The organism is Kistimonas asteriae, from assembly GCF_018263925.1.
Lineage (GTDB): Bacteria > Pseudomonadota > Gammaproteobacteria > Pseudomonadales > Endozoicomonadaceae > Kistimonas > Kistimonas asteriae.
The window spans coordinates 16,630-39,068 of sequence record NZ_JAEVHF010000003.1 but is presented as its reverse complement, the minus strand read 5'-3'; the positions used below and the strand labels follow the sequence as shown (position 1 = coordinate 39,068).

Annotated in this window: 20 protein-coding genes; 7 read left to right on the top strand and 13 right to left on the bottom strand. The window is 54.7% G+C overall.

The genetic code is table 11. From position 1 onward, the window contains the following. Window positions 1-2,802 (top strand): two-partner secretion domain-containing protein, encoded by a 2,802-nt coding sequence (locus KHS78_RS04585; RefSeq protein ID WP_211825583.1) that lies wholly within the window; start codon window positions 1-3, stop codon window positions 2,800-2,802. Window positions 2,803-2,880: 78 nt separating this feature from the next. Here KHS78_RS04585 and KHS78_RS04580 read toward each other — a convergent pair whose 3' ends face one another. The 3 genes from KHS78_RS04580 to yedF are packed head-to-tail and all read right to left on the bottom strand — an operon-like array spanning window position 2,881 to window position 4,570. Then, window positions 2,881-3,093, bottom strand: coding sequence for a putative Se/S carrier protein (locus KHS78_RS04580; RefSeq protein ID WP_211825581.1), 213 nt, complete (start codon window positions 3,091-3,093; stop codon window positions 2,881-2,883). Further along, on the bottom strand, window positions 3,090-4,223 hold the full coding sequence (locus tag KHS78_RS04575; protein ID WP_211825579.1) for an aminotransferase class V-fold PLP-dependent enzyme: 1,134 nt from the start codon (window positions 4,221-4,223) through the stop codon (window positions 3,090-3,092). The genes KHS78_RS04580 and KHS78_RS04575 overlap by 4 nt, the downstream gene beginning before the upstream one ends. Next, the gene (gene yedF, locus KHS78_RS04570; RefSeq protein WP_211825577.1) at window positions 4,220-4,570 is read right to left on the bottom strand and encodes a sulfurtransferase-like selenium metabolism protein YedF; all 351 of its coding nucleotides are present in this window, start codon (window positions 4,568-4,570) and stop codon (window positions 4,220-4,222) included. Before yedF ends, KHS78_RS04575 begins: the two co-directional genes overlap by 4 nt. 216 nt (window positions 4,571-4,786) lie before the next feature. On the opposite strand from yedF, the gene KHS78_RS04565 reads away from it, so the two are divergent. Then, window positions 4,787-5,389, top strand: a complete 603-nt coding sequence (locus tag KHS78_RS04565) for a Yip1 family protein (protein WP_211825575.1) — start codon at window positions 4,787-4,789, stop codon at window positions 5,387-5,389. Between the two features lie 47 nt (window positions 5,390-5,436). On the opposite strand, the gene sctU is transcribed toward KHS78_RS04565, so the two are convergent. From sctU to KHS78_RS04515, 10 genes are all read right to left on the bottom strand, one after another. Further along, window positions 5,437-6,507 (bottom strand): type III secretion system export apparatus subunit SctU, encoded by a 1,071-nt coding sequence (sctU, locus tag KHS78_RS04560; RefSeq protein ID WP_211825573.1) that lies wholly within the window; start codon window positions 6,505-6,507, stop codon window positions 5,437-5,439. After that, window positions 6,504-7,298 (bottom strand): type III secretion system export apparatus subunit SctT, encoded by a 795-nt coding sequence (sctT, locus tag KHS78_RS04555; RefSeq protein ID WP_211825571.1) that lies wholly within the window; start codon window positions 7,296-7,298, stop codon window positions 6,504-6,506. The genes sctU and sctT overlap by 4 nt, the downstream gene beginning before the upstream one ends. Continuing rightward, entirely contained in the window at window positions 7,298-7,564 is a 267-nt protein-coding gene (gene sctS / locus KHS78_RS04550) for a type III secretion system export apparatus subunit SctS (RefSeq protein WP_211825569.1), read from the bottom strand. Before sctS ends, sctT begins: the two co-directional genes overlap by 1 nt. 19 nt (window positions 7,565-7,583) lie before the next feature. Further along, the gene (gene sctR / locus KHS78_RS04545) at window positions 7,584-8,234 is read right to left on the bottom strand and encodes a type III secretion system export apparatus subunit SctR (protein WP_211825567.1); all 651 of its coding nucleotides are present in this window, start codon (window positions 8,232-8,234) and stop codon (window positions 7,584-7,586) included. Window positions 8,235-8,260: 26 nt separating this feature from the next. After that, window positions 8,261-9,313 (bottom strand): type III secretion system cytoplasmic ring protein SctQ, encoded by a 1,053-nt coding sequence (gene sctQ / locus KHS78_RS04540; RefSeq protein ID WP_211825566.1) that lies wholly within the window; start codon window positions 9,311-9,313, stop codon window positions 8,261-8,263. A gap of 8 nt (window positions 9,314-9,321) precedes the next feature. Then, window positions 9,322-10,071: a type III secretion HpaP family protein gene (locus tag KHS78_RS04535; protein ID WP_211825563.1), complete on the bottom strand. Its 750-nt coding sequence runs from the start codon at window positions 10,069-10,071 to the stop codon at window positions 9,322-9,324. Window positions 10,072-10,110: 39 nt separating this feature from the next. Next, entirely contained in the window at window positions 10,111-10,572 is a 462-nt protein-coding gene (sctO, locus tag KHS78_RS04530) for a type III secretion system stalk subunit SctO (RefSeq protein ID WP_211825561.1), read from the bottom strand. Then, window positions 10,572-11,906, bottom strand: coding sequence for a type III secretion system ATPase SctN (gene sctN / locus KHS78_RS04525; RefSeq protein ID WP_211825560.1), 1,335 nt, complete (start codon window positions 11,904-11,906; stop codon window positions 10,572-10,574). The genes sctO and sctN overlap by 1 nt, the downstream gene beginning before the upstream one ends. Before the next feature lie 157 nt (window positions 11,907-12,063). Next, entirely contained in the window at window positions 12,064-12,570 is a 507-nt protein-coding gene (locus KHS78_RS04520; RefSeq protein WP_211825558.1) for a type III secretion system chaperone, read from the bottom strand. Window positions 12,571-12,780: 210 nt separating this feature from the next. Next, window positions 12,781-14,070: an acetyl-CoA C-acetyltransferase gene (locus KHS78_RS04515; protein WP_211825556.1), complete on the bottom strand. Its 1,290-nt coding sequence runs from the start codon at window positions 14,068-14,070 to the stop codon at window positions 12,781-12,783. Window positions 14,071-14,265: 195 nt separating this feature from the next. Between KHS78_RS04515 and KHS78_RS04510 the strand changes: the two genes are divergently transcribed. The 5 genes from KHS78_RS04510 to KHS78_RS04490 all read left to right on the top strand — a co-directional run bounded on the left by KHS78_RS04510 (window position 14,266) and on the right by KHS78_RS04490 (window position 22,333). Continuing rightward, entirely contained in the window at window positions 14,266-15,687 is a 1,422-nt protein-coding gene (locus tag KHS78_RS04510) for a 3-oxoacyl-ACP reductase (protein ID WP_211825554.1), read from the top strand. A gap of 141 nt (window positions 15,688-15,828) precedes the next feature. Beyond that, entirely contained in the window at window positions 15,829-17,196 is a 1,368-nt protein-coding gene (locus tag KHS78_RS04505; RefSeq protein ID WP_211825552.1) for a L,D-transpeptidase family protein, read from the top strand. A gap of 69 nt (window positions 17,197-17,265) precedes the next feature. Further along, on the top strand, window positions 17,266-19,425 hold the full coding sequence (locus tag KHS78_RS04500; protein WP_211825550.1) for a type I secretion system permease/ATPase: 2,160 nt from the start codon (window positions 17,266-17,268) through the stop codon (window positions 19,423-19,425). Continuing rightward, a complete protein-coding gene (locus tag KHS78_RS04495; RefSeq protein WP_211825548.1) occupies window positions 19,379-20,836 on the top strand; it encodes an HlyD family type I secretion periplasmic adaptor subunit in 1,458 nt (485 codons plus the stop codon). Before KHS78_RS04500 ends, KHS78_RS04495 begins: the two co-directional genes overlap by 47 nt. A gap of 180 nt (window positions 20,837-21,016) precedes the next feature. After that, window positions 21,017-22,333: a TolC family outer membrane protein gene (locus tag KHS78_RS04490; RefSeq protein ID WP_211825546.1), complete on the top strand. Its 1,317-nt coding sequence runs from the start codon at window positions 21,017-21,019 to the stop codon at window positions 22,331-22,333. Window positions 22,334-22,439: the final 106 nt, after the last annotated feature.

Below are 22,439 nucleotides of genomic sequence, written 5' to 3'. Positions count from 1 at the left end.
ATGCGGCTACAGTGGATGACAGTGCCAGTCTTGCTGGCCATTCAGACGTCCGTACAGGCATTGCCCGAAGGCCAGACGGTGGTCAGTGGTAATGCTACCGTGGTCTCGGATGGCACGACCATGGTCATTGAAACCAGTGATAAGGCACATATCCGCTGGAATGAGTTCGATATCCCTTCAGGCAAATCCGTGTGGTTCAGGCAGCCCAATGCCAGTTCCATTGTTGTCAACAAGATCCATTCAGGCAGTCGCAGCGTTATTCATGGTCAGCTGGTGGCTAATGGCCAGTTGGTTCTCATTAATCCCAATGGAATTCTGTTCGGGGCGGGATCTCAAGTGGATGTGAATGGCCTGCTGGCCACAACCTATAACCTGCCAGATGCCAGTATTAGCACTGGATTGGCGACAGGGGCGTTCACTTTCAGTAATGGCAGCGTCGGACTGGCGACGATTGAGAATCAGGGGCGGATTTCCGCACTGGATGAAGGGGTGATTGCATTGGTTGCACCGGCCATCAGGCACTCCGGTGAGATCAATGCCCGTCTCGGAAAGGTATCGTTGGGCGCGGGTACTGAGTTTACCCTGGATTTTTTTGGCGATGGACTGGTTAATCTGGCAACAGGCCAATCTGTATCCACTATCCCAACGGGAGGAAGTGGTAGTCCGGTTGACAGCCTGCTGGATGTAGCGTCATCCGGGGTGATCAAGGCGGATGGTGGTACGGTGAGTCTTCAGGTGCAGGCTGCTGCGGGATTGATGGACAGCGTGATCAATATGGATGGCGTTATACGGGCGCAAACCGTCAGCACCGGATCCGGAGAACAGCGTGGAACCATTATTCTCCATGGGGGAGATCCTTACGAGTACAACGATGCCCGTAAGCGGGTGCTGGTTACGGGAACCCTGGATGCCAGGGGGCTGGATACTGGTGAAGCGGGGGGGGAAATCGGGATTTTTGGACGTACCGTAGAGCTGGATGGCGTCAGGGTTGATGTCACAGGTTCTGCCGCCGGCCTGGGAGGGACGGCACTGATTGGCGGGGATTACAGCGATGTTGCGGATGGTGGTGATTATAACGGAGGAGAGGACAAACCGCTTTCCCTGGGCACCTACCTGTCCAGTGACTCATTGATCCTGACCAATGCCAGCGCCAGTGATCAGGAAAAGGCCATGCCGACCGGATTAATCGTTTACCAGCAGGGCACGACCAATACGGTGTTTTCAGCGGGCCATGATGGGCTGGTGGACCCTAACCAGGCCGCCGGTGTCAGTGGTGCCGCCGCTTTTGCTCCCGACCGCACACAGCTGGACAGTAATGGGATCACGGATGGTCATGGTCTGGGATCAGAGGTGTCACGTGATACGGAATCAGGCGCGATCTTTGATGAGCTTATGGCATGGTTTCGGGACAATACCGGCAATTTGGCTTACGGGATCCGGCTCAATGTGGCAAGACGGTATGTGGACGTGAATCGTGACCTTAATGCCCCCTCGCAGCAGATTGCTGTAGGCAATAACGATGGTAGCGGCAGCGCTTCCCTGGGTAATCTTGGCGTTCCGGCGACGTTTGGGGCCGATATCTGGCAGGAGTATCATGACGCCATTGACCGGGCGCAGGCAGACATTGACAGCAATAATACCTACACCGTGGGTTCAACGACCGGGGTCGGTCTTTATATTGACCTGCACGGTTATTCCGGTAGCTACACGGGTGCCAGCGGGACAGATTATAACCGGGCCATCCAGTTTGGTTATAATTTCAGCGCCAATGGACTTTCCGACCTGAGTGCAACAGATCTTACCTTCCAGTCAGCCTCAGGGGCTGGTGGTTATGGCTATAACGCTGGCACGGGGGATGTGTTGAAATACAGCGCCACGACGGATCCTTTCTATGGTCGCATACGCGGTAATTCAGCCTACGCATTGACTGTTATCCGTCAGGGAGACGGAGAAACCGGGCTGGATCTCGATGAATTGCTGCGGGGCAGCAACAGTCTCGCGAATCGGTTGCAAGCCCATGTGGAAAGCGACTCCGACTTAGGGGCAGATTACCAGCCCGGCGGAAGCAAGGCCTATTACGCATGGCCCAGCCCTGACTATTCTCAACCGCCTTATGAAAGCTATGATCCCGGCAGTGGTTCAGTCACCATTGATTCCTCCCAGGATGCGCCTGGTGGTGCAGTACCGGTCTTTCCGTTTGGTGATGCAGACCACTATTACATCGGAGGCTATTCGACTGATGCCCATGGCTCATCAAAAACCTATGTCCAGGATGATGCCAGCAGTGTGGGAAAACATGTGGATGGCCTTCAGATAGAAATGCCCCGATGGATTCGCACGGATGCTGATGAGCGCACCGTTTTTAGCAGAGCACTTGGTAATACGGTCAAGGATTTTTCCACAGCCTATTATGGGGTGGATTGGTCAACCCATCGTCTGCCGACGGTGGCCGGTGACAGCTATTCAGATACCAGTACAGTGTCTTATACAACAACCCCCACGGTTCCCACGATTGGAGTTGAGGCGGCATTAAGTCAGTCTGGACATGTCAGGACGGTAATGGGGTATTGGCATGATTTGACGCTTCCTGTAATGACAGATACCCATAGCGACGGCATTAGGCATGATAAGGTGACGAGTTCTGCTAACGCTGAGCAGACGGAGGAAACAGAAAACAACACCGTCGTGCCAGAGACGGATGTTTCACCATCAACCGGTCTAAATGAGCCACTCTCTCTTCAGTGCTTTTGGGACTGGAGTCAGGAAACACCGACCCCCGTTGGCCAATGTAATCGTTCCTGACCCTGGAAAGGGTACATGGTGTGGTCATCGGTTATCTTCAGAGCGCTTATGCGTTGCATAAGCGCTCTGGGAATGAAATCAAGCAGAAATATTCACCAGTCTCGCGGGTATCGTCAGGTTATCAGGTATTGCATCATTGGCGTAATTTGTTAGTTCCAGGCACATACCGCATTCCGAAGAAATGGCCCGTGGAACGGGCATCACACGGCATGCTACCGCTGCCGCTTTGAGTTGGGCCTCGGCCTGGATAACAGCGCGGGTATTTTCAAACAGAAGAAACTGACGCTTCATTGTTCTTTTGCCACCTTGGTCAAAGCATCCAGCAGATAATCAAAATCGCTGTTGGAATGGTAAGGAGAAAGAGAAAATCGACAGGTGCCGTCCGGTGCGGTGCCCAGGTGTCGATGCGCCAGTGGTGCGCAATGCAGACCGGCGCGGGTTTCAATGCCAAAACCCTCATCCAGACGCCATGAGAGTTCTGAACTGGCCAATATATTGTGCGTTAGCGAAAAGAGGCTGCCTTGGTGGGCAAAGTCCGCAGCTGCATGCAATTGAAAGCCCGGAATCACTCGAATAGCTGTCAGTAATTCTTCAAGATCATCACGATAATGTGACGCTTCCGGTGGATGAGTCAGCGCGGCCTCCAGACCAAAGATGCCGGCGACATTCGGTGTGCCCGCCTCAAACCGGTCAGGCAGGAATTCCGGCATATCGAGATGTTCACTGTTACTGCCGGTTCCCCCTAAGAGCAGAGGCTCTAGTGTCTGGGGATCACGTGCCCAGAAACCACCGGTACCGGTGGGGCCAAGTAAACCTTTGTGACCGGTAAAGATCACATAATCCAGCCCCCATGCCTCGGCGTTGAAGGGGACTTTACCCAGTGACTGGGACGCATCAACCAGCAGTGGTGTATGACCGATAGCCTGTCGTATAGATGGCAAAGGCTGCGTTACACCGTTGACATTGCTCTGGTGGTTAATGACAACCAGACGGGTGTCGTCAGGTACGCTGATATGTGCCACATCAATCAGGCCGTCGGAGAAGGCTGGAAGATAGTCCAGCTCGATGGTACCGGCCTGGCGGAGCGCCTCGAGAGGGCGCGCAATGGCATTATGTTCCATCGGAGAAATCAGAACCCGCCCGCCGGTAAGATCCATTCCACGAATCACGGTATTGGCGGCCTGAGTGGCGTTGGCGGTAAAACAGAGATGACCGGCGTCGTGAATGCCAAGAATACCGGCCAGGGTATCGCGACACTGCTCCACCACCCGTGCCACCGTACAGCAGCGCTGATTGGCTGAGCGGCCATAGCTGCCACCGACTTCTGTCAGGTAGCGGGTGACGGCTTCAGCCACCTGAGGTGGCTTGGGAAAGCTGGTGGCGCTGTTATCAAAATAGGTCAGGGGTTGGGTCACGTTCATGGATAGATCACATGGCCTGTGCTGGACAGGGTGTCGGAAATGGCATACATGTTTGAGATCGTGCCTGCCGCCAGCCGTTGCTTGAGATCAAAGAACTCGACGCATGTGCCACATAGCAATAGCTCAACGCCCTGTTCTTCCAGTACCTGCAGGGCGGGTGCGGTATCGCTGTCTTCTGCAGCCAGCAAAACGCCGGCGTTGTAAAACACCAGGGCTGCAGGTTTGTTGTCGTTTTCAACCAGAGTATTGATATAGGCCTTGATCAGCAGGCTACCAAGTTGATCGTCACCGGAACCCATCTTGTCGCTCTTGAAAGCGACAACAAAGTGCTGTTGGTCTGCGTTCATGTTGTGATCCTCTCCAGAAAAGCTGTCCGGGACAGGGCGGTTATGCCGTCAGTGATACCTGTCTGCCAGAGTATTCAGAAAAAGCCGTATTCCTTGTATCCGCAATACCCCGTTCGTTAGATACAGAGGGTGAACCAGAACAGGAAAAATCACCTGCGAAGTGCATCATTAGCGTGTTGATCAGCTGGTCTATAATGCCGGAAGAGGTGTACGACAATGCTTAATCATGTAATAGGCATGTTCTACCATCCGCACAAGGAATGGGATGCCATAGATCATGAAATTGATCGTCATGAGCGTTTTTATCTCTCCCACCTGTTTCTGTTGGCGGCCATACCCGGTATTTGTTCCTATCTCGGTGCGACACGCGTCGGCTGGTCACCGTTGGGTCTTGACCCTGTCAAACTGACGCCGTTCAGTGCGCTTCTGATGAGTGCGCTTTCCTACTGCGCCATTGTCGGTGCGATTGTCTTCATGGGATTGTTCATTCACTGGATGGCTCGAACCTATGGTTGTCATCCGTCCCGTGGGCGTTGCATCATCTTTGCGGCCTATACGGCAACACCACTCTATATGACGGGATTGCTGGCCCTGTTTCCTTCCGTCTCCCTGAGTCTGTTCGGAATTCTGATGGGGGTCAGTTATGCCGTGTATCTGCTGTTCATCGGGATTCCCCATGTCATGCATATTCCGTTTGAGCGGGGGTTCCTGTTTGCCAGTGCGATTGTGTGTGTTGGCTTGGTGGTTCTGGTGTCAATGAAAGTGATTTCAACGCTGTTCTGGGAGGTGGGTTTCGGGCCGGTCTTTGTGGATGGCTAGGAGGCTGCCCGAGAATAGACTGCCATCCTCGCTATGGACGCAATTCTCTAGGCGTCGCCATTATCGCCCTGTTGCTGTTTCAATTGCTGGACCCAGCGGAAGACTTCGGCGACAGGGCCTATCAGGTCAGAAGGAATAAAGGCGCCAACTTCTGTCTGGCTGAACAGGGCGCGGGCAAGGGCGACATTTTCCATAACCGGAATGTCGTTTTGCTCTGCAACCTTGAGAATGAATTTGGCCTGTCCCCGTTTGCCCATGGATGTCACCATCGGCAGTGGTGTTTTCTCCCGGTCGTAATATAAGCCTACAGCGATATGGGTCGGGTTCTTGATGACGACATCGGACTTTTTCACCCCTTCGTCAGAATTAATGATTTCCTGGTGGATCTCTTTCCGCTTGTTCTTGATTTCTGGATTACCGTCCATTTCTTTGTATTCTTTTTTGACCTCATCCTTGGTCATTCGCTGTTCTTTTGTGAAATTCCATTTTTCAAACATGAAGTCTGCAATGGAAATGACAAGAAACGCGATGATCGAGAAAATCATCAGTTTCTTCAGCAGCGCAGCCAGTACCGGCAGGATGCAGCGTGAACCACACCAGGGCATGTTGACCATATCCGGTAAGCTGGCCTTGATCACGTAATAAACGACGAATGACAGAAAGACAATCTTGATGATGGATTTGAGCAATTCCACCAGGTTCTTGATCGAAAAGATTTTCTTGGCACCCTGTACCGGGTCGATTTTCTTGATATCCGGTTTTATCGATTCAAAGGCGATCAGGAAGCCAAATTGCATGACATTGCCGAGGATGGCAGCAAATGCGGCGACGGCCACCAATGGCGCCAGCATCGTGAGCATTTTATGCAACAGGCCTTCGGCTACGAGTCGGAATGCTTCCTTGAATTCCAAGTTGTAGAATTCTGCCGGGTACAGCAGGATTTCCTGAAACATCATCAGGTACCAGTCACCCAGCGCCCACAATGTAGCGACCACCATCAGGATGGTTGCGGTGGAAGCGACTTCCTTGCTTTTGGCTACCTGACCTTTTTGTCGGGCGTCGCGGAGTTTTTTCGGGGTGGGTTGTTCTGTCTTTTCGCTGCTGCTCTGGCCGCTCATACCATCAATTCTCCCAATCGGGTGAACAGCCAGGGGATTTTGGCGGAATGCTCTTTGCCCAGTGTCATGATGGTGGTGATGCAGACCACCAGTAAGGCGAGTGCGACGGCACTTTTGATCGGCATGGCCAGGATAAACACGTTGAGCTGTGGTGCTGAGCGGCTGATGAGGGCGACGCCGAACTCGGCAATGAACATGCTGATGATTGCCGGTGCCGCAAGCCATACCGCCAGAGTAATGATCTGGTCAAACTGACCCAGGAAAAAAATGACCGCTGACTGGTTCAGCACCGGATAAAAACTGAAAACAGGCCAGGCTTCATAGCTGTGGAAAATGCTGTTGAGCAATATCAGGAAGACGCCACTGACCAGGTAAAGGGTAAAGAATGTCTGGCCGAAGAGGATACCCATCGGTGAAGATTCCGAGCCGGTCATGGCGTTCATGCTACTGGCCATGGAGGCACCACGCTGGTTATCAATGAAGAAACCGGCGGACTCCAGCGCCCAGAAGGGAATGGTAGCAATAAAGCCGATCAGCATGCCGATCAATACTTCCTTCATGATCAGCGCGAGCAGCATCCACATGCCCGGTGAGGTGTCAGGCTGTTGTTGTGACACCAGGGGAAACAGAAAAATGGCAAGGCCGCCCACCACGCCATTACGGATCATCGCACTGCCAAGGGATTTGGCGTTTAGCATGGGCACCACGGTAAAAATCGCCGTCATCCGGATCATCGTCATGGAATAGACATAGAGGTATTCCTTGATCGTATCGATGAATTCCGGCGGCATCAGCGTATCTCGGGAATCTGGTTCATGACGGCCAGGGCAAAGTTGAAGATTTCAATGCCCACCCATCGGGCGGTCAGGAAGATACTGATGACCACGGCCACCAGTTTGAAGGCAAAGGGCAGTGTCTGTTCCTGGATCTGGGTCAACGCCTGGATAAGACTGATCAGCAGGCCGATACCGGCTGCCGCTATGATAGGCGGCATGGATAGAACCAGCGTCAGCATCAGCGCTTCGGCGGTTAGATTGAGTATGTCGGCATTGACCATGATGTGCTCCTGTCCCGGTTCAGGCGTAACCCATGACCAGCCCGTGAATTAGCTTGGTCCATCCATCCAGTAGCACAAACAGCAACAACTTGAACGGCAGTGAGATGGTCATGGGTGAGACCATCATCATCCCCATGGCCAGCAGAATGTTGGAAACGATCAGGTCAATCACAATGAACGGCAGGTATAACAGGAAGCCGATCTGGAATGCCTTGGTCAGTTCACTGATGGCAAAGGAGGGGACCAGTACCATCAAGCTATCGGTGGCGATCTCTTCCTGATAATCGGGTGGCCAGAGCGCCTTGGCGCTTCTCAGGAAAAAAGACCGTTCCCGTTCATTAGTATTTTTGATCAGGAAGTTGCGGTAGGGTTCAATGCCATCTTCAAAGGCGCCCCGCCAGCTGTCGTCCTTCAGGCTGACTTCCCGATCCTTGAGAATTTCATAGGCATCCATCCCCACGGGCGCCATGATGTAGATCGTCAGAATAATGGCCAGCGCGTTCAGCGCCATGTTGGGCGGAATCTGCTGCAGACCCGTGGCGTTACGCAGAATACCGAACACCACCACCAACTTGAGGAACGAGGTGCCCAGAATCGCGATAAAAGGCACCAGCGACATCAGCGCCAGCGGCAGAATGAGGTAAAACGGCGTTGTAAGATTCAGGTCCATGCGTGCGAGTCCCTGGCGGTTGCTGTTTACAGCAGTCGAACGATTCGCGCGCCCAGCTGATTATTGATCTGTACCAGTTCACATTCGGCGAAGGGCTTGCCGTTGGCTTTTACCGTGACCGGGCTGGACATATCCCGGTTCAACTCAAACGTGAAACCAGGCTGGAGCTGGCGGGCTTCGCCGAGGGTCAGTTCCTGCTGGCCGACATCGAATACCAGCCGGACAGGAATGCCATCAATATCCCGGCCACTGGCCGTCTGGGCTTGCTGCGCCTGCTGGCCGTCATCAACCTGTTCGTCAAGGTCTTCATCCAGGTCGTCATCGTATTCATCAAATTCATCACTCATGTGATTCTCCACGGTCTCTTCCAGAAGGACGCGGGTTCCGTCGATACGACCGAGAAACCCGTTCTGCGACGAAAGCCGCACAAACAGGTGGGTTTTGTCCTGGTAATAGCAATGGTCGAACAGCAGCACATCGCCGGTGGCCAGATGGCGCAACTGGGTATCGGCCAGCACGGTGTAGCCCACTTCGAGGGTCAGAGGGCACATGAGTGTGTCTGGCAGGTAACCGCCAGCCTGCTGCTGGAGCAGAGCAAGCCACTGTCGGGTCTGGTTGTTGACAGTCATCAGAGCGCTGCTGTTCTGGCTGTCAGTGCTGAGCATCAACTCGATGCCGGCGGGCAGTTCTTCGGCCGGGTTGAAACGGTTGGCGTGAATCAGCTGGATGTCGGTCTGCAGCAGGGAACGGAGGTCGCCCAGCAGCCGGTCCATGACCATGGACAGGGTGCCCACCAGCAATTCTTCCGGAAGACTCTCAGCTATATCGCCGAGTCGGCTGTTACCCAGTGACACCTCATTGAAGAGTGCGCTGTTGAGGAAAATAAAGGTATCCATGCCATCAATACTGGCTGTCAGCCGCAGGTTGTAGCGGCGGTTCAGCAGTAATGGGCGCACCGTCACCATGCAGTTTTCAGACGCCAGCTGTGAACGAAGCGCTGGAGGCTGACCACAGACCATGTTGTTCAGCAGGGCCTGCTCATGGCTGATTTCCGTGCAGATCAGGGGCTTGATGGCCATGATTCAGGTTACCCGTTATCCTCGGCATCATCGTCTTGCGACTCGTCCCCGGCATACTGGTTACGGGAGCGTCCATCGCCGGACTGATCCGAGTCACTGTCGTTCTGCAACTGGATGTTGACGGAGACATTGTCGCCAAACTTCCGGTTCAGGGTGTCATTGAGTGCCTGCTCGCCCTTGCTGAGAAAATTGAACGAATCGGCGGAGGTCGTCATGAACTCGACCTTGATGTCTCCGCCTTCGCGGCGAAATATCACTTCGGTACCCGGCAGGATGCTGTTGTTCAGCTTGATGTTGACAGTTTTGACATCACCCGCCGTCTGAACCTGTATCCGTTCAACAATCTTCTCAATCTTGTCGATGGCATCTTGGGTGTTGGCGCCCTGGACTTCAGCGGTTTTGGCGGCTGAGACATCGGCACCTTTGGCATGAACGGCCTGTGCACCCTGCTCCTGTTCCCGGTCACCATAGACAGAGCGAAACAGGTCTTCAGGCGATTCGCTGTCGGTCTTTTTGGCGTCTGGCTGCTTGCCTTCGCGCAGTGTGTCTTTTTTATCGGTGGGTAGCCTGGCGTCTTCTGGTAGCTTGTCCTGTTTGGATTCTTTGGCACCTTTGGCCTTGTCATTCACCAGGGCTTTGCTGAAATCATCGGCATCTTTCTGGTCGGCATTGCCTCGGGCTTGCTCGTCAGCACCGGTTGTGGATTGCTGGTTGTTTGTTGGCCCTGTAGATGGCGTTGGTGTGCCACTGATGCTCATGTCTGCTTCCCTGCTGTGTCATCAGAACTGGTAACGCCATTAATACCGGTTTCTGGGATTGAACTCTTCGAGTTCCTGTTCTTCCTGGTAGGCCTTCTTTTTGGCCTCTTCCTCGTCCAGAACCTGGGTGAACTCCTCGAACTTCTTGACCGCCTGCATGGCCACTTTCAGTACAGCCTCGGCCTGCTGGAGCTCTTCCCGGACTTCTTCAACGCGGGTTTCGGCCTTCCTGATGGTTTCCTCGAGTACGAGGTCATGCTCCCGCATCCTGGCAATGCGTTGTTTCAGGAAGTCCAGGTCGTGCTGATGGACCTGGGCATTAATGATGTTATCGTAGAGATTGCGTTCTTCTTGACCACGCCAGTCTATATAAGTCGTCAGCTCTTCCTTTTTCTGGTCGACTTCAATCACCGCCTGTTCAAGGCGATAACGGATTTTCTTGACCTCATCCTGGGCGGATTTTTCCCGGATACGTTTGATTCTCAGCAGGTCATGCAGCATCAGCGAACCAGTTGCAGCATTTGTTGCAGGGTGGTTTCGTACTCCGTGAATTCATCGGTGCGCTGCCTGAGGAACTGGCGGATGTAATCAATCTTGGCCAGTGCTTCATCCGCGACCTGATCGGTACCCTGACGGTACTCGCCCACTTTGACCAGCAGTTCAATCTCCTCGTACTTGGCCATCAGTTCCCGGATTCTGCCGGCAGTCATCTGTTGTTCTTCAGGAACAATGTTATTCATGACCCGGCTGGCGCTGGCCAGTACATCGATAGCGGGGTAATGGTTGGCGGCTGCCAGTTTTCTGGACAGGATGATGTGGCCGTCGAGAATCGAGCGGGTTTCATCGGCTACCGGTTCGGTCATGTCATCACCTTCCACCAGGACGGTGTATAGCGCGGTGATTGAGCCCTTGTCCGACATGCCGGCCCGTTCCATAAGGCGGGGCAGGGTCGCGAACACCGAGGGCGGAAAGCCTCGCCGGGTGGGCGGTTCACCGGCGGACAACCCGATTTCACGCTGGGCTCGGGCAAAACGTGTGACTGAATCCATTAGCAACAGCACTTTCTTGCCCTGGTCACGGAAATATTCGGCAACGGCCGTTGCCGTATAGGCTGCCTTGGCCCGCTCCATGGAGGATTTGTCGGACGTTGCGACAACCGTCACGGATTTCTTGACGCCTTCCGGGCCCAGGTCATGTTCCAGGAATTCCCGGAGTTCCCGTCCCCGCTCACCGATCAGCGCCAGCACTGTCACATCGACTTCGGCGCCTTTGACCAGCATGGACAGCAGGGTCGACTTACCGCCACCAGCGGCTGCAAAAATACCCATCCGCTGACCTTCACCGCAGGTCAGCATCCCGTCCAGTACACGGATGCCCAGGGGAAGCGGGTGGTCAATGAGTTTCCGGGTCAGGGGATCAGGCGCATCAGCGTAAACCGGATACCAGGCTTCGGGCTTTGCATTGTTATTGGGATCCTTGTGGATCGGATTGCCCATGCCATCAAGCACCTGGCCGAGCAGATGGGGGCCAACTGCCACATGATGCACCCGACCGGTAGGAATGACTTCAGTATTGGATGAGATACCCAGCATTTCACCCAGGGGCGTGAGGACAGCATCGTATCCCTGGAAACCAACCACCTCAGCAAAACCGACTTCCTCTTCTCCCGGGGTGACCAACTCACACAGCTCGCCGATCTTGGCGCCAGCAACGGCGGCCTTGATGATCATGCCCTGGACTTCCGTGACCCGGCCACGGATATCCACCAGTCGGCTGCCGTCAACGGCGGTCTGCAGGGCTTCTGTCAGGTATTCGAGTGCGTCATTGTTGCTCACGAGACAGTTCCTTCTGTCTGATCAGCGGAATATTAGGAAAGTATATGTTTCCACTGTCGATGATGTCCGGGACGATCGCTAAAAGGTGCTGGCAACCGTCAAAATAAAAGCGCCGACAGAGCGGCGCTTTTATTGCGGAACCGACATCTGTCAGAAATCAGACCATGATGCCCATGTCCCCGCCCGCTTGACCGGGGGGTGGCTTGGGTGCGTCATTCGAGGGACCCGTCTTGCCGGACAGATCAATCGGGGTATCACTCTCGTTGTCCACTTCCGCGATACACCACTCCAGCGTATTCACGAACTTCTCCAGATTGGATTCAAAGGAACCGTAATCAACGGAGCCTGGCATGGACTTGATCAGCAGGATCTCAGTCTTGTCATGGTTGAGCGCGAGGAACGCACCCTGCATGCTGTGATGCTGCAGGTTGATGAACAGCAGCTTTTCAAACAGCTTGGCTTTATCGGTGCCATGGGGGTCGAGACGCTTGACGGAGGAGACAAACACCATCGCCTCGTCATCCTCGAGGTACTCGATGTTGACGATCATGGTATCGTCGAAGCAGAGGCCGCAGGCGCCGTGCTCATTGAGCTTCAGTTCGCCCAGCCCAATCCCTTCGGCAAAGCGTTGCAGGTTTTCTTCGACATTCTGCCGGTGTGACATGGTGGTGAATCCTCCCTGGATCTAAAAATGTTGACAGGTTGCAGTGATTACAGGGTTAGACTCACATTCCCCCTGTAAAGTTCCGGCTATTTCAGTGACTTATAGCTGGAACTTCACACCAGACGACGTTCAGTTGCATAGATGCCTCCTGAAAACCTGCCATCAGATATACCCCTAAGTATATACAAGCTCAGAGCAGGGAAAGCGCAATTACCGTTCCAGTATGGCAGTGACCCCCAATCCACCGGCGGCACAGATGGAAATCAGACCCCGGCCACCTCCGTTTTCTGCCAGCGTCTTGGCCAGTGTAGCGATGATTCTGGCACCGGTGGCCGCAAAAGGATGGCCTGTGGCCAGTGAACTGCCTTTGACATTGAGCTTGTTCCTGTCAATGGCGCCCAACGGAGCGGAGAGTCCCAGTTTTTCCCGGCAGAATGCCGGATCTTCCCAGGCCTTGAGCGTAGACAGCACCTGGGCGGCAAAGGCCTCGTGGATCTCATAGAAATCAAAGTCCTGCAATGTCAGCCCGGCTTTTTGCAGCATTCTGGGTACAGCATAGGTGGGTGCCATCAACAGGCCTTCCTTGTCATTGCCCGTCTTGCCAAAGAAATCGACAGCAGTACTGTCATAATGGGTGAGGTAGGCCTGTACCGGCAGATTACGCTCAGCCGCCCAGGCTTCACTGGCCAGCAGGACACAGGACGCACCATCGGTCAGGTTGGAGCTGTTGGCGGCCGTCAGAGTGCCTCCGTCACGGTCAAAGACCGGCTTAAGGCTGGCCAGCTTTTCTAGCGAGGTTTCAGGGCGCAGGGTGTTATCCCGCTCCACCCCCTGGAAGGGCGACACCAGGTCATCAAAGAATCCCGAAAGATAGGCATTGTTCAGGTTCTGGTGGCTGTTAAAGGCCATTTGGTCCTGGGCTTCCCGGGGAATTTGCCAGTGTTTCGCCGTAATTTCGGCATGTTCGCCCATGGATTTGCCGGTGCGGGGCTCGCCATTGACCGGAATGAGCGGAATCAGGTGACGTGGCCGGATCTGTGTCACGAGCTTCAGGCGTTCTCCCAGGGATCGGGCCCGGTTCAAGGCCAGCAGAATATGGCGCAGCTCTTCATTCACCCCGATGGGGGCATCTGATGTCGTGTCCGAGCCGCCGGCTATCCCCGCATCTATCTGTCCCAGGGCAATCTTGTTGGCTACCAGGATGGCGGCTTCCAGTCCGGTGGCGCAGGCCTGCTGGATATCGTAACAGGGCGTCTCCGGACTCAACGCGGTATTCAGTACGGCTTCACGGGCGAGGTTGAAATCCCGGGAGTGCTTGATGACCGCGCCGGTCACCACGTCGCCCAGCCGCTTGTTCTGCAGCTGGTAGCGATTGACCAGGCCATTGAGTGCAGCGGTGAGCATATCCTTGTTGCTGGCGTTGGCGTATGCCCCGTTGGAGCGGGCGAAGGGGATACGGTTGCCACCAATGATGGCGACGCGTGTGATGGTCTGGCTCATAATGTCCCCGCGATGCAGCTGTTGTTGTGTCTGAGGGCAGTCTAATCATCATGCCCTGCTTCTCATTGGCCTGTCAGCCCCGTATTCTTCTGTGGCCAGTCAATTCCCTGACGTGAAGGCTTTGCTGAAATAGCAGACCGCCAGAGGGTGTCTGCCTGCAGACAATGATGTCGCCGATAACAAAAGAGGCCCGCCATGCCCGACAAATACCAGAAATTCGCCAATTCCTCCCTGGGTAAAAGCCTGTTCAGTGCGTTGGGCTTACCGACGCCGGTGCCGCTGGAACGGCAGAATACTGCATCCAATACCATCATTCAGGGCAAGGTCCTGCTGGGCGCTGCCGACAAGGCTGAGCTGGTGCCGGCCCTGGCTAAAACCCTGTACGACGGCGGGGTGGAATTCTGCCGGATGGCGACATCAGAGACTGCAGACCTGATAGCTGATGCTGTCACGGCTATAGGTGGGCAGTCGGACACTGTCGATTTACAGGACGAAACAGGGCCGGGCTTTAAAGGGTTGGTCTTCGATGCCAGCGGGATTGCCTCAACCGTTGAACTGCGCGCATTGCATGCGTTTTTCAGCCCCGTGGTTCGACAGGTACAGTCCTGCGGCAGAATTGTGATACTGGGGCGTCCGGTGGTTGCCGCGAAAACACCGTCCCAGGCGGCCGCCATGCGGGCGCTGGAAGGGTTCGTACGCAGCCTGGCCAAGGAAGTCGGGCGCAAGGGGATTACCGTACAACTGATTTATGTGGCACAGGGAGCCGAAACGCTGTTGGCCTCGCCGCTGCGATTCTGTCTCTCGGCCCGTTCCGCCTATGTATCCGCCCAGGTGATTACGGTTGACAGCGCCCAGGGGGATGATGCCCTCAACTGGCAACAGCCCCTGTCAGGTAAGGTCGCGCTGGTGACCGGTGCGTCCCGAGGCATCGGTGAAGCCATTGCCGGGGTGCTGGCACGGGATGGCGCGACAGTGGTCTGTCTGGATATTCCGGTGGCAGCACAGGCGCTTGAGGCGGTTGCCGCCTCGATAAACGGCAAGACGTTGGCGGTTGATATCACCGATGACAAGGCGGGGGAGACCATCGCCGATGCCTTGGCGGAGATTAGTGGTGGTGTGGATATTGTGGTGCACAATGCAGGGATCACCCGAGACAAGACCCTGGCCCGGATGAAACCGGAATGGTGGGATAGCGTCATGGATATCAACCTCTGTTCCGAAGAGCGCATCAATGAGGCGTTGCTGGTGCGAAACCTGCTGCGCCCCGGTGGACGCATTGTCTGCGTATCCTCCATGAGCGGAATTGCCGGGAATTTTGGTCAGACCAACTATGCCGCCTCCAAGGCCGGCGTTATTGGTTATGTGCAGGCCATGGCCAAACCGCTGGCTGAGAAGCAGATCACCATCAACGCCGTTGCACCGGGTTTTATTGAAACCCAGATGACTGCTGCCATCCCATTGCTGACACGCGAGGCCGGGCGCCGCATGAACTCGCTGTCACAGGGCGGGTTACCTGAGGATGTCGCCGAGACCATCGCTTTTTTTGCCAGCCCGGCTTCAGCGGGGGTCAATGGCAATGTGATCCGGGTCTGCGGACAATCCCTGCTGGGTGCCTGATGGCTGCGCAAGGCTGTCGGGACTTATCAGAAATCCCGACAGTCGATCGTTTTTATATTCGTAATTAATCCAGAACTGTCCATGAACGATGCCGATACATGCCTGTATACCTGATGTTGGTTTGGAGGTATGGACAGAGTCATGCATCGGTGGTTTGCAGTCGTGCTGTTGTTGACATTTACTAGTCATCTTCCTGCGGAAGAGCGACGTCTGCTGGATTGGCTCGCCAGCCTGCCCAGTCATGGCTTGTCTGTTTCACACCAGGACTGGCTGGTTCTGTCGACTTCACCCTCCCCGGAACAATTACAGGCCATTACCACGAAATACGCCCGTTACCTGGATACCGGTTGGCTTGAACGGCGTCTCTATCAGCCGGGATGGCAGATTCCAGACATCCCTCAATTATCGCCTGAACAACATCGGATAGAGATAAATCAGCTTTACCTGACCCAATCCGCGATTCCCCAGTATGAAGTCCTCAGGGAGGCGATGGCTCGCTTACAATACTGGTTGAAGGACGCGCAACGGCTGTTTCCTGATGAGCTCGTCATTTATGCGGGCGACCAGCACATTACTATCCCGCTGCTTAATGCCTGGTTGCGTGATCTCGACCTTGCCCACGACCTGCCGGATGATCACTACAGCGAAGCGCACCTTGATGCCCTGACCAAGGTTCAGGAGCGTTATAACCTGGGACCGGACGGACGCCTTGGGCCAATGACGCGTCAGGCGCTCATCGCGATTACCCATGACCGCATTCGTACCCTCAAAGTGAATCTTGAGCGATTGCGCTGGTTGCCCCGGGCGTTGCCGGAGCAGCATGTCTGGGTGGATATCGCTGGTTATGAGGTCATCTGGGTGAACGATGGTCGTGAAGCCGGACGTTACCGGGCGATCAGCGGCATGCCCAACCGCCAGACCCCCGTTTTTCAGGAGAGTATTGAAAGTGTGACAGTTAATCCTGTCTGGAAGGTGCCCCATTCCCTGGCGGCGTATGACCTGTTGCGCAAGGAGAAAAGGAGCCCTGGTTTTCTGAAGCAGGAAGGGTTCAGGGTCTATGAAAGCTGGGATTACCGGGCGCCAGAGGTGGCGATTGACCGGATCAATTTCCAGCGTCTGACATCGATAGAATTTCGCTACCGGCTGGAACAGCAGCCAGGTCCGGAAAACCGTCTGGGCCGTTACAAGATCAACTTGCCCAACAAGCTGGGTATTTACCTCCATGATACCCACAAGCCGGAACTGTTCGATAAGAATGATCGCTCTCTGAGTTCAGGATGCACACGTGTTCAGGGAATCGAACAGCTGGTTCATCAGATCGTTACACCACAGGGGTTAAGTGCGGACTGGTTGGCGCTGAAGGTATCGCCCTCTACCGAAAAACTGGTGTTACCGCAGTCCGTGCCGGTATTCTTCGTCTATTTTACTGCCTGGCCCGATGCAACCGGCAGGGTGCGGTTCAGGGACGATATTTACCAATTGGATAATGCTCTGGAAAGCCGGTTCTAACGTATTGGCCGGGTCTGGCCGATAGACCTCGTATTCGCTTCATACATGAATTACAAAGGCTGTAACTGCATGGATGCTTTTGACTCGCCTGATAAGGAATCAGAGACGACACTGCCAGCTACGTCGCTGCTGACCTGCATGGTCGCCATGACCAAAATGCTGGGCAAGCCGCTCAGTGCCGAATCCCTGACGGCCGGGCTGCCGATCCAGGAACATAGCCTGACCCCTGACCTGTTTATCCGCGCCGCCGAACGGGCCGGTTTTTCATCACGGATGCTCGAACGTAAGCCGGATGAACTGAGCAGCCTGATCTGCCCCGCGGTGATGCTGTTCAGTGAAGACTCCGGCTGTATCCTCACGGACATTAATAAGGCGAATAAAGAAGCCACCGTCATCCTGCTCCATGGTGATGCGCCTGAAACACGGGTAGTGTCGTTTGAAGAGCTGACAGCGGCGGGCAATGGGTCGATCCTGTTGATCAAGCGCCGTATGGAGCATGACAGCCGCACACCGGAAGTGTTGAAGCAGAAACAGTCCCACTGGTTCTGGGGCACGATTCTCCGGTCAGTACCGATTTACCGGGATGTGCTGGTGGCCTCGTTCGTGATTAACATGCTGGCGCTGGTCAGTCCGTTCTTTGTCATGAACGTCTATGACCGGGTAGTACCTAACAATGCCATTGAGACCCTGTGGATGCTATCCATCGGGGGGCTGATTGCCTTCACCTTTGACTTTATCCTGAAATGGCTCCGTTCCTACTGTATTGATGTGGCGGGCAAGAAATCCGACATCCTGCTCTCGGCCAGTATCATGGAGCATGTACTGGGGCTGGAGATTGCGTCCAAGCCTGCATCGGTGGGCAGTTTTGCCAAGAGCATGCAGGAGTTTGAAAGTATTCGAGAGTTCATCACATCATCCACGACCACCACCTTGATTGATATCCCGTTTACGGTCCTGTTATTGCTGGCCATCGCCATGGTCGGTGGTCCCATTGCCCTGGTGCCGATAGTGGGGATTATTGCCATCCTGACCTACAGTTTCCTGATCCAAAAACCGCTGAAAGAATCCATTGAGAAGACCTATCGCGCTTCAGCACAGAAAAATGCCAGCCTGATCGAAAATCTCACCGCGTTGGAGTCCCTCCGCCTTTATGGGGCGGAGTCACAGATGCAGCATACCTGGGAAAGTTCGGTCGGCCATATCTCCCGCTGGAGTATGAAAGGGAAGCAGTTGAGTAACTCTGCCAGCCTGTTTGCCGGATTTGTCCAGAGCAGTGCCACCATTCTGATCGTGCTGGTCGGGGTTTACCTGATCAGTGCCGGTGAGGCCAGCATGGGGGCATTGATCGCCACAGTCATGCTATCGGGTCGCGCTATGGGGCCGATGGTTCAGGTCGCCAGCCTCTCGACCCGTTACAACCAGGCCAAGGCCGCCCTGGAAGGCTTGCAGAAGGTCATGGATATGCCTAAGGAGCGTAATCCGGAAAAAGCTTATCTGCATCTGGACCATTGCCGCGGCGAACTCGAAATCAACAACCTCTCGTTCTCCTACGCGGATCAACCGGTACCGGCGATCAGGGATCTCACGATCAAGATTGAAGGGGGCGAGAAGGTGGGGCTGATAGGCCGGGTGGGTTCCGGGAAATCGACTCTGGCCAAGTTATTGCCAGGTCTGTACAAACCCTCAGAAGGATTAATTCGTCTGGATGGTATTGATATCAACCAGGTGGACCCGGCTGAGCGCCAGCGCCTGATTGGCTGTGTGCCACAGGACATGAACCTGTTCTTCGGAACGGTCAAGCACAATATTACTCTGGGGGCGGAAGATGTCGACATGGGGCGGGTCGCGGAAGTTGCCAAAATTGCCTGTGTCACGGATTTTGTGAACCTGCACCCCGAAGGCATGGATATGCCGGTGGCCGAACGTGGCGCTAACCTGTCCGGTGGGCAGCGTCAGGCCGTGATTCTGGCCCGATCCCTGCTGCTGGATCCACCGATCCTGATCCTGGATGAGCCGACCAGCGCCATGGATCAGGTGACGGAAGCCAAGGTCATTGCCAACATTAAGGAACACTGTAAGGGCAAGACAATTATTCTCATCACACACCGTACATCGCTGCTGGGGCTGGTGGATAAGCTGGCCGTGCTGGATCACGGTGCGTTAGTTGCGTATGGAGCCAAGGATGGCGTTATCGAAGCAATTAAGAACGGTAAAATACCGTTTCATTAAAACGCGTCGGCAGTTCTGGAGCAGTCCAGTCGGTCACGCGCTTCGCCCTTACTTTCCCCGGTTCCGGAAGAAGGGGGCGGAGCAGCGCTATTGGCTGCGCATGCCGCCGGAATTGCAGTTCATGTCCGAGTCCAGTGCGGCCATGCTGCTCAATACCGCCTACCTCACTCGGCTGTTGATTCTGGGGCTGACGGCCTTCCTGTTGTCCGCAACCATCTGGGCGGCGTTGACAGAACTGGATGAAATCACCCGGGGACAGGGCAAAGTCATTCCCTCCTCCCGGCTGCAGGTGGTACAGAACCTGGAAGGCGGCATTGTTGAAACTATCTTTATCGGGGAAGGCGACGAGGTAAAACTTCACCAGCCGTTGATGGAGCTGGACGACACCCAGTTCGCGTCCAATTTCCGTGAAAAGGAACTGGATTATTACAGCAACCTGGCCCGGGCGTCGCGCCTGAAGGCTGAGCTGGCACAGAGTGAAACACTGACATTCCCCAGCGAACTGGAAGACTACGACAATTATCGCATGCGAGAGCAGCAGTTATTCCAGAATCGTCGCAATGCCCACCAGGCTGAACTGAATGTTATACGCCAGCAGCAGCGGCAGGCGGTGCAGGAACTGACCAGCATCCGGGCACAATTGAAGATTCTTGAGAAGAATTTCCTGCTGTCCAGGCAGGAATTTGAGATGACCGAGCCGCTGACCGAAAGAGGCATTGTTTCCAAGGTTCAGTTGCTGAGGCTGGAACAGGAGGTCAATGATCTGGCGTCCCAGAAAGAGAATGCCGAGCTGTCGATCCCAAGACTGGAATCTGCCAGGGATGAAATCCAGGACCGAATTGCCGAAGTTGAGCTGAAATACCGCTCGGAAACCCTTGAATCACTGAAAGAAGTGGAAGTGGTGCTGGACCAGCTGGAAGAGGCGACAAAATCCCTCGGAGACCGTGTGTCACGTACCATCATTCGTTCACCCGTCAACGGCATTATCCAGAAGCTGCATATCAATACCCTGGGTGGCGTGGTGGATCCCGGTATGGACCTGGTGGATATCATCCCGATCGGGGATTCCCTGGAAGTGGAGATGATGGTCAGCCCCCGGGATATCGCGTTTATCCGGGTTGGCCTCAAGGCGGTGGTCAAACTGACGGCCTACGACTTCACGATTTACGGCGGACTGGACGGTGAAGTCGTCCATATCAGTGCCGATACTATACAGAATGAAAAAGGCGAAGCCTTTTATATCGTCAAAATCAAAACCCATGAATCGCATTTGGGTGGTATCGACAAGCCATTGCCGATCATGTCCGGCATGCAGGCGGAAGTGGATATCATCACGGGACAGAAAAGCCTGCTGGCTTACCTGATGAAACCGATTCTCAGGGCCAGGAACCGGGCCTTTACGGAACGCTAACAGATGCCTTCCGGGGATTGCAGAGGATCAACGTAGCCATCCTTCCGGCAGGAAGCGATGGTGGAAAAGGGCAGTAAGCGAGCTGCCATAACAGCAGGGAGAGGCTGTTATACCATTTACCGGGTGAATGGATGTGTAGAAGTCATTGCACGGGTAAAGAACGCAAGCAGGGATGCTGTGATGACACGATACACAAGACTATTTCAGGTTGCGTCGTTTCTATTGCTATGCACCGGTAGCCACGCCTTACTGGCGGATGATGCCGCTTCCCTGAAAGGATTGATCGGGGAAATCCTTGACGGTCACCCGGATGTCATGGCCGCCTACAACCGCATGCAGGCTGAAAAGGCCGGCTACAAACAGGCCAAGGCTGGTAAGCTGCCTACGCTGGATCTGCAAAGTGGGTGGGGTAAGCAGCGCCGAAACAGTTCAACGACCCGTTCCAGTGGCAACGAAGATACCCATATGACCCGCCAGGAGCTGTCGCTCAGTTTGCGTCAGCCCCTGTTTGAAGGGGATGCGATCGACAACCGCATTGAACAGTCCAGTCATCTCTATCTGGCCCGTCGCCAGGAATGGTTGAGTGCGGCTCAGGATACCGCGCTGTCCATTGCCGAGGTATATTTCACCTTACTGGAAAAGCGCCGACAGCTGGCGTTGGCGGAGGAAAACTTTGGCATTCACGAGAAAACCCATGACCAGATACGTCAGCGGGTTGAGCAAGGCCTGGCCAGCGAAGCGGATCTGTCCCAGATGGAAGGTCGGACGGCACGGGCGGCTGCCAACCTGATGGTCGCACGCAATAACCTGGATGATGCCGAAAGCCAGTTTCTGTCAGTAACGGACCGTTTACCAGGGAAACTGTCGCCACCGCAGATGGATAAAGCCCTGCCTTATCGTTCGTTGGGCGCTGCCAGGCAACTATTGGTTATGCATCCCCAGATGCAGGTCGCCAACCTGGAGGTGGATGCAACAGAGAATGCGTACAAGGTCAGCTTGGCGAGTTATTACCCATCGCTGAACCTGGAAGTGGATCGGAGCTGGAGCCACGATACTGATGGAGTCAAGGCCAGTGATGATAACTTTCAGGCGATTCTCAGGATCCGCTACAACCTGTTCCGTGGCGGGGCAGACAAAGCCGCGGTAAGTGAGTCGGCCTACCGTATGGCGGAGCGGGAGGAGATCCGGGAAAAGGTGCGGCGTCAGATCAATGAAGTTCTGGAGTTGTCCTGGTCATCCTACCGTTACCTTGAGAAGCAGATGCCATTTCTTGAAACCCATGTAAAAGCCAGCCGTAAGACCCAGTCTGCCTATGAAGAGCAGTTTTCCCTGGGGCAGCGGGGCCTGCTTGATCTGCTTGACAGTGCCAATGAGCTGTTTCAGGCTCAGCAAGCCTACACCTCAGCCCACTATGAACTGTTGTATGCACGGTTGGAACTACTGAGTGCAACCGGCGACTTGCTCCCATGGCTCAATATTCCGCTTAAGGATGAATGAGCGTGTCGGCTCGTAATGGACAGGGAAGCAACGATCGGGCTCGTTTTTATCAGAACTTGCGATAAAAGCCTCTGATCAATCGCTATTTAGTTATTCTCACATTGAT

Excerpts from the sequence above, each read along its gene's own strand:
- KHS78_RS04510 (WP_211825554.1), top strand. The coding sequence starts at position 14,266 with ATGCCCGACAAATACCAGAAATTCGCCAATTCCTCCCTGGGTAAAAGC.
- KHS78_RS04565 (WP_211825575.1), top strand. The coding sequence starts at position 4,787 with ATGCTTAATCATGTAATAGGCATGTTCTACCATCCGCACAAGGAATGG.
- KHS78_RS04535 (WP_211825563.1), bottom strand. The coding sequence starts at position 10,071 with ATGAGCATCAGTGGCACACCAACGCCATCTACAGGGCCAACAAACAAC.
- KHS78_RS04520 (WP_211825558.1), bottom strand. The coding sequence starts at position 12,570 with ATGTCACACCGGCAGAATGTCGAAGAAAACCTGCAACGCTTTGCCGAA.
- KHS78_RS04495 (WP_211825548.1), top strand. The coding sequence starts at position 19,379 with ATGGCGTTATCGAAGCAATTAAGAACGGTAAAATACCGTTTCATTAAA.
- sctU (WP_211825573.1), bottom strand. The coding sequence starts at position 6,507 with ATGAGCGGCCAGAGCAGCAGCGAAAAGACAGAACAACCCACCCCGAAA.
- yedF (WP_211825577.1), bottom strand. The coding sequence starts at position 4,570 with ATGAACGCAGACCAACAGCACTTTGTTGTCGCTTTCAAGAGCGACAAG.
- sctT (WP_211825571.1), bottom strand. The coding sequence starts at position 7,298 with ATGCCGCCGGAATTCATCGATACGATCAAGGAATACCTCTATGTCTAT.
- sctR (WP_211825567.1), bottom strand. The coding sequence starts at position 8,234 with ATGGACCTGAATCTTACAACGCCGTTTTACCTCATTCTGCCGCTGGCG.
- KHS78_RS04575 (WP_211825579.1), bottom strand. The coding sequence starts at position 4,223 with ATGAACGTGACCCAACCCCTGACCTATTTTGATAACAGCGCCACCAGC.
- sctO (WP_211825561.1), bottom strand. The coding sequence starts at position 10,572 with ATGCTGCATGACCTGCTGAGAATCAAACGTATCCGGGAAAAATCCGCC.
- sctQ (WP_211825566.1), bottom strand. The coding sequence starts at position 9,313 with ATGGCCATCAAGCCCCTGATCTGCACGGAAATCAGCCATGAGCAGGCC.
- KHS78_RS04585 (WP_211825583.1), top strand. The coding sequence starts at position 1 with ATGCGGCTACAGTGGATGACAGTGCCAGTCTTGCTGGCCATTCAGACG.
- sctS (WP_211825569.1), bottom strand. The coding sequence starts at position 7,564 with ATGGTCAATGCCGACATACTCAATCTAACCGCCGAAGCGCTGATGCTG.
- KHS78_RS04580 (WP_211825581.1), bottom strand. The coding sequence starts at position 3,093 with ATGAAGCGTCAGTTTCTTCTGTTTGAAAATACCCGCGCTGTTATCCAG.
- KHS78_RS04505 (WP_211825552.1), top strand. The coding sequence starts at position 15,829 with ATGCATCGGTGGTTTGCAGTCGTGCTGTTGTTGACATTTACTAGTCAT.
- KHS78_RS04500 (WP_211825550.1), top strand. The coding sequence starts at position 17,266 with ATGGATGCTTTTGACTCGCCTGATAAGGAATCAGAGACGACACTGCCA.
- KHS78_RS04515 (WP_211825556.1), bottom strand. The coding sequence starts at position 14,070 with ATGAGCCAGACCATCACACGCGTCGCCATCATTGGTGGCAACCGTATC.
- KHS78_RS04490 (WP_211825546.1), top strand. The coding sequence starts at position 21,017 with ATGACACGATACACAAGACTATTTCAGGTTGCGTCGTTTCTATTGCTA.